Source organism: Algivirga pacifica (genome assembly GCF_039543525.1).
Classification (GTDB): domain Bacteria; phylum Bacteroidota; class Bacteroidia; order Cytophagales; family Flammeovirgaceae; genus Algivirga; species Algivirga pacifica.
On record NZ_BAABJX010000007.1, the window covers coordinates 89,996 to 101,564 of the forward strand.

The 11,569-nt window shown below is 42.8% G+C and carries 6 protein-coding genes; 2 read left to right on the plus strand and 4 right to left on the minus strand.

Annotated elements, in window-relative coordinates; translation table 11 throughout:
- The first annotated feature begins 19 nt into the window (after positions 1-19).
- Entirely contained in the window at positions 20-1,951 is a 1,932-nt protein-coding gene (locus ABD985_RS02045; RefSeq protein ID WP_345368771.1) for a fumarate reductase/succinate dehydrogenase flavoprotein subunit, read from the plus strand.
- A 28-nt stretch (positions 1,952-1,979) separates the two neighbouring features.
- Positions 1,980-2,732 carry a succinate dehydrogenase/fumarate reductase iron-sulfur subunit gene (locus ABD985_RS02050; RefSeq protein ID WP_345368779.1) on the plus strand — a complete coding sequence of 251 codons (753 nt, stop codon included), beginning with the start codon at positions 1,980-1,982 and terminating at the stop codon, positions 2,730-2,732.
- 92 nt (positions 2,733-2,824) lie between these two features.
- Here the strand turns inward: ABD985_RS02050 and ABD985_RS02055 are convergent, their stop codons facing one another.
- The 4 genes from ABD985_RS02055 to ABD985_RS02070 form a co-directional block, all read right to left on the minus strand.
- Positions 2,825-3,172, minus strand: a complete 348-nt coding sequence (locus ABD985_RS02055; protein ID WP_345368772.1) for a four helix bundle protein — start codon at positions 3,170-3,172, stop codon at positions 2,825-2,827.
- Between the two features lie 156 nt (positions 3,173-3,328).
- Complete coding sequence (locus tag ABD985_RS02060; protein ID WP_345368774.1) at positions 3,329-4,570, minus strand: hypothetical protein; 1,242 nt, start codon at positions 4,568-4,570, stop codon at positions 3,329-3,331.
- 20 nt (positions 4,571-4,590) lie between these two features.
- Positions 4,591-7,371 carry a TonB-dependent receptor gene (locus ABD985_RS02065; RefSeq protein ID WP_345368776.1) on the minus strand — a complete coding sequence of 927 codons (2,781 nt, stop codon included), beginning with the start codon at positions 7,369-7,371 and terminating at the stop codon, positions 4,591-4,593.
- 213 nt (positions 7,372-7,584) lie between these two features.
- On the minus strand, positions 7,585-11,569 hold a 3,985-nt coding region (locus ABD985_RS02070; RefSeq protein WP_345368778.1), incomplete at its 5' end, for a T9SS type A sorting domain-containing protein.

An 11,569-nucleotide genomic window follows, 5' to 3' on the forward strand; every position in this document is an offset into this window, starting at 1 on the left:
CCTGAAAAAAACGAAAGAGATGACACTAAACTCTAAGATTCCTTCAGGCCCATTGGCCGAGAAGTGGGACAAACATAAGTTTGAGTCCAAGCTGGTAAACCCAGCCAATAAAAGAAAATTTGATATTATCATCGTAGGTACTGGTTTGGCAGGTGCTTCTGCAGCCGCTTCTCTTGGAGAACTAGGCTATAACGTGAAGGCTTTCTGTTTCCAGGATTCTCCTCGTCGTGCGCACTCTATTGCAGCACAGGGTGGTATCAACGCAGCAAAGAACTATCAAAATGACGGTGACTCTGTATTCCGTCTATTCTACGATACGATTAAAGGGGGTGATTACAGAGCGCGTGAGGCAAACGTATACCGTTTGGCACAGGTTTCTGTAAACATCATTGACCAATGTGCGGCACAAGGAGTTCCTTTCGCACGTGAGTATGGTGGTACATTGGCTAACCGTTCATTCGGTGGTGCTCAGGTATCCCGTACATTCTATGCCAGAGGTCAAACAGGACAGCAGCTACTATTGGGTGCTTACTCAGCACTTTCAAGACAGGTGGCTACGGGTAAGGTAAAATTGTACTCACGTACAGAGATGTTGGACGTTGTAAAAATCGACGGACACGCAAAAGGTATCATCGCCCGTGACTTGGTAACTGGTGAGATCCAATCACATGCTGGACACGCTGTATTGTTGGCAACAGGTGGTTACGGTAACGTATTCTTCCTTTCTACCAACGCTATGGGATCTAACGGTTCTGCAGCATGGAGAGCACACAGAAAAGGGGCTTACTTTGCAAACCCTTGTTACGTACAGATTCACCCTACTTGTATCCCTGTATCAGGTGACCACCAGTCTAAGCTAACGCTAATGTCTGAGTCACTTCGTAACGACGGACGTGTATGGGTACCAAAAGATGCTGCTAAAGCAAAAGGTCTTTCTGCAAAAGAAGCTGCTAAACTTCCTGAATCAGAAAGAGATTATTACCTGGAGCGTAGATATCCATCATTCGGTAACCTGGTTCCTCGTGACGTAGCAGCTCGTAACGCTAAATATGTATGTGACGAAGGAAGAGGTGTAGGTAACACTGGTCTTGCAGTATTCCTTGATTTTGCTGATGCAATCAAGAGGGATGGAGAAGATGTAATCTCTCAAAAATATGGTAACCTGTTTGACATGTACATGCAGATTACTGATGACAACCCTTATGAAGTACCAATGATGATCTATCCTGCGGTACACTATACTATGGGTGGTCTTTGGGTAGACTACAACCTGGAAACAACTATACCTGGACTATTTGCATTAGGAGAAGCTAACTTCTCTGATCACGGTGCTAACCGTTTGGGAGCATCAGCTCTAATGCAAGGTCTAGCTGACGGCTATTTTGTAATTCCTTATACTATCGGTAACTATATTGCTTCCCTTCCATTAGGCAAAAAAGTTGAGGCTACTCATCCTGCTTTTGCTGAAGCGGAAAAAGAAGTAAAAGATCGAATTGAAAAACTTTTAAGCATCAAGGGTACAAAGACTCCAGACGACTTCCACAAAGAGCTTGGTAAAGTAATGTGGGATTATTGTGGTATGTCTCGTACGGCTGAAGGACTAAAAGAGGGGAAAGAAAAGGTGAGAGAAATCCGTGCACGTTTCTGGAAAGACGTTAAGGTAATCGGTACAAACGAAGAGTTTAACCTAACATTGGAGAAAGCACTTCGTATTGCAGACTTCCTAGAGCTAGGAGAGTTGATGATCGACGATGCCTTGGACAGAAACGAGTCATGTGGTGGTCACTTCCGTGAAGAATACCAAACGGAAGAAGGTGAGGCACTTCGTAATGACGAGGAGTACGCTTATGCAGCAGCTTGGGAGTACAAGGGAGAAGAACAACCTTGGGAGCTTCATAAAGAAGAGCTGATATTCGAGAATGTTAAATTGACACAAAGAAGTTACAAATAATAAGGAGGTTACTATGTCTGAAAGATTAATGAACCTTACCCTAAAGATCTGGAGACAGACTAGCGGTAATGCTAAGGGTAAATTCGAGACCTATAAAGTAGAAGGTATCTCTGAGCATATGTCCTTTTTGGAAATGCTAGACGTACTAAATGAGCAATTGTTAAGAGACGGTACTGATCCAGTACACTTCGACCATGACTGCCGTGAGGGTATCTGTGGTATGTGTTCTCTTTACATCAACGGTAAGCCACACGGACCGAAAGACGCTATTACTACTTGTCAGTTGCACATGCGTTCGTTCAAGGATGGTGATATCATCGTGATCGAGCCTTGGAGAGCATCTGCTTTCCCTGTGATCAAGGACTTGGCGGTAGACCGTACTTCTTTTGACCGTATCATGCAAGCAGGTGGTTACGTTTCTGTAAACACTGGTGGTGTACCTGATGCAAACGAGATTCCAATTCCAAAACCAATCGCTGACGAAGCTATGGATGCTGCTCAGTGTATCGGTTGTGGTGCATGTGTAGCAGCTTGTAAAAACGCTTCTGCAATGCTATTCACTTCTGCAAAAGTATCTCAGTTGGCATTGTTGCCACAAGGTCATGCAGAGCGTAAGCGCCGTGCACTAGCGATGATCGAGCAACACGATGCAGAAGGTTTTGGTGCTTGTACCAACACTGGTGCTTGTGAGGCAGAGTGTCCTAAGGAGATCTCTATCACGCATATCGCAAGATTGAACAGAGAGTATAGAGCAGCCGCTTTCTCAGGATCGGAAGCGTAAGCTTTTACGCTAAAGCATATAAAAGCGCTCTAACCCCACTGTTGGGATAGAGCGCTTTTTTAGTTATGAGTTATGAGTTATGAGTTATGAATTTATTGATTCTCTTTGGACGATTTACATATTGACATCAATATCTTCTTTACCTCTTCAGCTACAGCTAAATGATATTGAGCTTGATCAGCTGTTAATAGATTCAGATCATTCAACAACCTAAACCAGTAATGTGCTTCTCTGGCTTCCTTATAGGCAATATACATCTTAGCAATAAAATCTTTCCTTGTTTGAGCTCCTGTCGCTTCTTCCACATTCGCACCAATTGACGTAGCACTACGAATTAATTGCTTAGTCAAAATATACTCCTTTCGCTCTCTCATTATTTCATGACATAATTTCACAGTACTTAGAGCAAATGCGTAACTTTTTTGTACAATAACTCCCATAATTCCTTTACTTATTCGTGACTATAAATACTTTATCACCTCAATAATAAAAGTAGAGAAGACAATATATTCCCCCTCGAGCTAACATAAGTTAATAGTTATTACTTGGAAGAAGAGTAAGGAAGCGACACAATAATTTTTAACTCATAACTCAAATTACTCATCTCCCTTAAAAATCACCACCTCCCCTACATTATCTGCCTGATACGTCTCCACTGTCAGTTCTCCGTCAACGATATTCTGTAGGGTAGGGTCATGCTGTACGTCAATTCCAATCAGGAAATCTTGGATCAATACATTAGAGATACTTCCTCTTGTACCTTCTCTTAGTTTGATTCCTGCCTTACCATCTGCGGAACGTCCTACGAGTGTGATATTTGTTAAGGTAGGATTAGAATAAGGTGTCGCTACGTTATTATTCACATTATTATCTCCTTCTATTCCTCGGTCTCCAGCATCGGAAGATTGAATACCAATCCAGTTACTTCCACCTCCGACCCATCCGAATGTCCAATCGAAAGAATCGTCTTCAGAACCTGTAGACACTAGAAAATTAGCTTCCACCGTACCGCCAAACCACTCAAAACCATCATCATTCCCTTGATGTGATTGCAGGTATTCCAACGTAGTACCACTTCCTACTCCATTAAACGTAATTCCGTTGTGCTCTTTGTCTGCTGTAATCACATTTCCGGTAAACTCCACGCGTAGGTAACGTAATGTTCCTGAGTTATCATCTGCAGTATTTCCACCATATCTTGAGCCTGAGATTTCGGCTTCGGCTTCTCCATTATTATCTCCTACATTAATTGGGGCCTCTCCATTGATAATCAAACCACCCCAGGCACCACGTTCTTTATTGGTAGAGGTCATCACAATCACTTTATCCACGGTTCCTTCCGCATTAATCGTTGCTCCCTTTTCAATCAGGATATAGCCTACAGCTTGTGCTGCCAGATCGGGATCATCACTCTCCGGATCTCTTTCATCCACAATCATTGCTCCGGCGCCAATAGTCAAAGAACCAGGAGCATCAAAGTGAACCCCTCCCTGAAGAATCCATATTTCGTCCTCTGCAATGACCACTGCTGAGTCAATACGCCCCGTCAATACTCTGCCGGCCTCCTTGGCTTCATCAATCAAAGCAACATCTACTTCCATTCCAGGATAATCTTCTGCTACCGCCCAACCTGCAGCCCAATCGGCTGTCAAATCCCCTGCACCTGTTGCTGTATCCGTTCCGTCAACCGCTTCCCAGGCTGCTTCTGCATCTTCTACTAAAGTAGGATCACCATTTCCATTATCATCATCATCTTCATCGTCATCACTACATGATGTAGCTGTTGCTATTACACCAAGAATCATCATCAGGTAAAATAGCTTTTGAATCGTTTTCATAGGTTTAAGAAATTAGGGTATTAATTAAATAGGTAAGTAATCGATGTGGATATAAATACACCCCTGCGAAACTGATCTACCGTTCGCTCAGTACCATTAGAAAACTCTTGTTCTCTAGTGATTCTGGGGTTTAATATATTTGCTGCAGAAAGAGATAACGTTAATTTTTCTTTCCAGGAATGCCTTGTAATAAGATTGAGCGTACCATAAGAACGTTCATAAATATCTCCTGCTCCTTGAACACCTGCCGCATAAACCCTATCCGAAAAGATATTGAATGTAGCTGTAAACTCACTCTGCCAATTTTTCTTCCAAAGATCTGGACGGTAACTCAAAAAAGTATTCAATAACACCGGAGATGCTCCTTGAAGTGGTCTACTATCATTGGTAAACAGCGTATTGGTTCCTTCAAGATCAATCTGTGTATACATCAAGGATAGATTCATCCCCCAATAAAATGGTTCCCAAAAAGGTGCATTAAAAAAAGCAGATAGGTTTCTATTCAGTTCAGCTTCCAGCCCTACCACATAAGCACTCCCTACATTTTCAAAAGAATAAAGTTGAGAAGAGGAAGCCCTTGCAATACGCTCTATTGGGTCATTCAGGTATTTGGCAAATAAAGCTAAGGAATATAAGGATGCCTGACTATCTGGATATTGCTCCCACAAAAGATCAATATTATATACATGACTATTGATCAGTTCTGGATTACCAATTCGTGCCGCTCCTCCTGCCGCCTCCTGCCGTTCAAATGGTGCTAATTCGGACATCCCCGGTCTTGTTAATGTTCTACTCAAAGACAAGCGCCAATTGGTCGTTTCGTTTTGTTCATATTTTAGATTAACGGTTGGTAACCACTCCAGGGTATCATACACTGCTATTCGAAAAGGGTCATTTCCCCCATCTTCCCGTAAACGATACTCAACTTCTTGCTGGCTATTTTCTACCCGAAGTCCTGCTGAAAAAAGCCAATTCTCCTTCCATAGGAAACGATAATTCACATAAGGTGCCTGCACCCCCAAAGAAGCTTTGAAAAAATTGTCTGCCAATGTTCCAGACTGATAGACAATCACTCCTTGTTCCAACAAGTTCTGAAGGTCTGCGTCAGGTTGTTGTGTATTGACACCACTGGCAATTCCATTTTGCCGTTTGATATTATATCGCTCGTAATCAAAATCGCGTTCACGCATTAGTTGTTGATAACCCACTGATAAATGATGTCGAAAACGATCTTTCTCTTCCTGATAATCTCCAAATACATAAGTAGCTTCCAATTTCCCAGAATAGGTATCCTCTACCATGTCACTCCAAAAGCGATGATTATCCGCCACTGACTCATCCGTATACAATCTGCCTGAGGATAAATCTATCGCTGAAACATCCGTTGTCCCCATATCAAAAATGAGTTGTTTACGGTCTGGTTCTACGCTGTTGGAACGAGCTATACTTCCTCCCCAATCTAAGGTCAATTGCCCTGAGGAAAAACTATTCCCTCCACTTAGCTGATGTACCCAAAGTTGATTTTGAAGATAGGTGTTTCGAAAAGAAAAAAGGGCATTATTCGACTCAGCATTAAACCCTGTCCATTCCGTATATTGGTTTTCAGACTCATTCGCAAAGACCAAATTGTATTGAAGGTAATGTTGGGGATTAATCTTATAATAGAAATTACCTACGGCAGAAGTTCGGGTATGATATGTCCACTCTTCTAGATCATAATCCACCATTCTACTTCCTTGTGCCCTGAGGTTTCTATAGATCCCATCTTTGTAGAGATAGTCATTTTTATGGGTTAAAGATATTAGGAATCCCAAAGCACCTGATGCACCAACATCCCAGTAACTTCCTCCTATTAAGTCCAAATTAAAATCAGGTGGAGTTGTTTTTTGTTGCTTATCCCATGAGGTCGAAAAAGGCCTATTAGCTTCAGAAATTTGACCGGACTGTAGAACGGTCTCTAAGTTTCGACGATCCCCTGTAAATCCCAGAAATTCTAATTCTCCATCTGGGTAATGAAAAAAGTCCGTAAAGGTGACAATTGTATTAATACCACCTCCTAATCCAATTTTCAAAAAAGATGTAGAAGGATAATCCTTGGTAATAATATCTGCTGTTGCTCCAGCAAAATCACCATATAAAGAAGGTGCAAAGGTTTTTCTGATCTGTAGGTTCTTAACAATTCCTGAAGGAAAAATAGAAAGGTCAGCCATTTTCAAGTCAGGGTTTGTAGAGGGCAATACCAATCCATTTAAAATGGCATTATTATACCGGTCTCCCAATCCACGAATAAAAATTCCTTGCTCCCCAACCTTACTAATCCCTGTCACCTGTGAAAGAGCTCCCTCCACTGTGGATAAGCCTTTGACTGACATTTCCTCAGCCCCAATACTTTGCAGCATGACATCTGCTGACTGCCGTTCAACCAACAGTACTTGTTGACTTTCCTTATTTGCTTTGCCGAAAACCTTCACTTCTTCCAGTTGTTCTGCATCAGGCTTAAGTTGAATTAACAAGGATTGATCATTCGTTATAGAGATCTGCTTCTTTTGAGTTTCATATCCTACAAAAGATACCATCAAAGTATAAGTCCCTTGGGGTATCTTTATAGAAAACTCTCCCTCTATACCTGTAGCATCTCCTATGGAAAGTTCCTCAACCAAAACATTGGCTCCGATAATACTTTCCTGAGTTTCTGCATCCTTTACAAAGCCAGATAGCTGGTATTCCTGAGCCTGTAAAGGTAACCCTATAAGTAGTTGAAATAACAACATACTTACGTACTTCAGTCTTTTGTCACACATGTTTCAACACTGTCAACATAGGTTTGATTTTCAATCACTTACTGAAGTTAATAGCATATCATATTGGATAATACCTCCTTATATTAACTTTATATTAACTTGTATTATAAATAATAAGCCTGTATGAAACATCAGCTTCATACAGGCTTACAGTTTTGTCATTGTTGAAAATAATAGAAAGAAGGAGACCCCACAGACTCTCCTTTCCTTGTTTTAATTTTCGATAATCAATTTTACAGTTAATGAACCATTATTAGATAACACTCGCAGTACATAGATACCACTAGGTAATCCTGTTAGGTTCAACCTATTCTCCTTACCATTCACTTTTTCGGTATGTGCCAATCTACCATTAGCATCATACACTTGAAGTTCGGCATTAGAGAAACGCTGTGGCACTTCGACCATAAAGTCCCCGTTGGATGGATTAGGGTACACTTTGAACTCATCGTCCCAATTTGTCACCTCTTTCTCCACTCCCACCTGAAACTCATAGATACTACGACATCCCATCATATTCAATATGGTTAACTGATAAGTTCCTTCTTCCAAATCCTGAAGACTTCTAGAGGAGGATGTAAATCCATTTGGCCCTGTCCAATCGTATTGTATTGCTTCTAGATCTTTACGGCCTGCTATTTGAATTTCACCATCACTTGCTCCTATAGTCGAAACATCTTTTACCAGGAACTGTGCATAAGCAAAGTATTCACAAGTAGCATTTTTCACCATATAACTAAAGGTCGTAATACATCCATTTCGATCGGCCACTTGCAATTCATATACTCCCGGATTAAGGCCTTCCAATTCTGTTGTATTGTATGCCTCAAAACCATTTGGACCCAACCATCGATATTGGTATGGCGCTGTACCACCCTGTACTGTCACATATAGATGACCATCCTGAGAATGTTCACTGGTAGCATGTCGGATATCTGCAATATTCACATAAATGCTGGCCGTACCACAAGTATTTTCCATTTGCTCACCATCAATACGAACAAAGTAAGTGAAGTATCCCGAACAGCCATTACGATCTACGACCCTCAACGTATACTGACCTGCTGACAGTTTTTGAACATCTTTATCATTGGAATAGAATCCATTAGCTCCCATCCATTCATACTGATAAGGTTCTTGGCCTCCCATTAAGTTCACCTGAACAAAACCATCCTGAGCACCTCGGTAGCTTTCACCACCTTGTTTTACTCTAGCGGTTATTCTTACATCCTCACAACTGCCTCCTGAAGCATCATCTCTTTCTACACGGATATAATAAGTGAAGTAAGCCTCACAACCATTGGCATCGACCACCTTCAAGGTATAGCGTCCCATTGTCAGACCTTCTATGTCCTCTGTTGTTGCCGTAAATCCATTTGGTCCTGTCCACAAATAAGTGTATGGCGCATTCCCTCCCTCAATCGTTACGTCTATCGCTCCATCATAAGCATTACGATAACTTTCTTCCTTAAACTTAGGATTGGCGACCATACGTACCTCAGGACATGGAATGAAGCGAGGTTCTGAAATTGTCGTAGTGACTGTCGCTGTACAACCGTTGCTATCTGTAACCATTACTGTATATACTCCTGCCGGTAAGCCATCAATATCTGGAGTATTACCTACTATCTGACCTTCTGAATTGGTCCATTCGTAAAGGTAACCATTCACTGGAGTTGCCGCTACTTTTGCATTCTGTGTTGCCATTGTTACAAATGGTGTTCCTCCCTGTGCTATTGAATTGACACTGCCATCTGAAGCTCCAGGAGAAGTCGCATCCGTACTGCCTGCAACAACAGTTACTTCTGTTTCAGGTTCTGTGATACTTGATTCACATACCTGCTCACACTTGTTGGCATCCGTAATCGTTACTGTATAACTTCCGGCTGGAAGGTTTTCAAACATCATCTGACCCGCAGTCATTGAGGTGGTGTCAATCAAAACACTTGCGTCTTCATTCTCTACATGAATCTGATACTCCATAACTCCTCCAGAATAAGCAACCGATATAGAACCGGTACTGTCTCCTTTACAAAGTATAGGGGTTACATTACATTCAACAGACAACGCTGTTGGATCGGTCAATACAAACATCGTATCAGCAGTACATCCATTCGCATCGGTGACCGTCACACTATACATACCTGCCGTTAGGTTGCTTAGATCCTCAACTGTTGCACCCGTGTTCCATAGATAACTGTATGGACCAACTCCTCCACTTACGCCCAAGTCAATACTGCCTGTCGAATCTCCTGAACACAGGTTGTTCTCTCTACTGCCACTTAGCGACAATGCTGTTGGATCGGTCAATACAAACATCGTATCGGCAGTACATCCATTTGCATCGGTGACCGTTACGCTATACATACCTGCCGTTAGGTTGCTTAGATCCTCAACTGTTGCACCCGTGTTCCATAGATAACTATATGGACCAACGCCGCCACTTACGCCCAAGTCAATACTGCCTGTCGAATCTCCTGAACACAGGTTGTTCTCTCTACTGCCACTTAGCGACAACGCCGTTGGATCGGTCAATACAAACATCGTATCGGCAGTACATCCATTCGCATCGGTGACCGTCACACTATACATACCTGCAGTTAGGTTGCTTAGATCCTCAACTGTTGAGCCGATATTCCAGAGATAACTATATGGACCGACGCCGCCACTTACACCCAAATCAATACTGCCGGTGGAGTCACCTGAACACAAGTTGTTCTCTCGACTACCACTTAGCGACAACGCTGTTGGATCGATCAACACAAACATCGTATCAGCCGTACATCCATTTGCATCGGTTACTGTTACGCTATACATGCCTGCCGTTAGGTTGCTTAGATCCTCAACTGTTGCACCCGTGTTCCATAGATAACTATATGGACCAACACCGCCACTTACACCCAAGTCAATGCTACCTGTCGAATCACCTGAACACAGATTGTTCTCTCGGCTACCACTTAGCGACAACGCTGTTGGATCGATCAACACAAACATCGTATCAGCAGTACATCCATTTGCATCGGTTACTGTTACGCTATACATGCCTGCAGTTAGGTTGCTTAGATTCTCTGATGTTGCACCCGTGTTCCATAGATAACTATATGGACCAACACCGCCACTTACACCCAAGTCAATACTACCGGTCGAATCACCTGAACACAGATTGTTCTCTCGGCTACCACTTAGCGACAACGCTGTTGGGTCGGTCAATACAAACATTGTATCGGCAGTACATCCATTCGCATCGGTGACCGTTACACTATACATACCTGCAGTTAGGTTGCTTAGATCCTCTGACGTTGAGCCAGTATTCCAGAGATAACTGTATGGACCAACTCCTCCACTTACACCCAAGTCAATGCTACCTGTCGAATCACCTGAACACAAGTTGTTCTCTCGGCTACCACTTAACGACAACGCTGTTGGATCGGTCAACACAAACATCGTATCAGCAGTACATCCATTCGCATCGGTGACCGTTACGCTATACATACCTGCGGTTAGGTTGCTTAGATCCTCTGATGTTGCACCCGTGTTCCAGAGATAACTGTATGGACCGACGCCGCCACTTACACCCAAGTCAATGCTACCTATCGAATCTCCTGAACACAGGTTGTTCTCTCGACTGCCACTTAGCGACAACGCCGTTGGATCTGTCAATACAAACATTGTATCGGCAGTACATCCATTCGCATCGGTGACCGTTACGCTATACATACCTGCGGTTAGGTTGCTTAGATCCTCTGATGTTGCACCCGTGTTCCAGAGATAACTGTATGGACCGACGCCGCCACTTACACCCAAGTCAATGCTACCTGTCGAATCTCCTGAACACAGGTTGTTCTCTAGGCTACCACTTAGCGATAACGCTGTTGGATCGATCAACACAAACATCGTATCAGCCGTACACCCATTTGCATCGGTTACTGTTACGCTATACATGCCTGCAGTCAGGTTGCTTAGATCCTCTGACGTTGAGCCAGTATTCCAGAGATAACTGTATGGACCGACGCCGCCACTTACACCCAAGTCAATGCTACCTGTCGAATCTCCTGAACACAGGTTATTCTCTCGACTGCCACTTAGCGACAACGCTGTTGGATCGATCAACACAAACATCGTATCAGCCGTACACCCATTTGCATCGGTGACCGTCACACTATACATGCCTGCCGTTAGGTTGCTTAGATCCTCAACT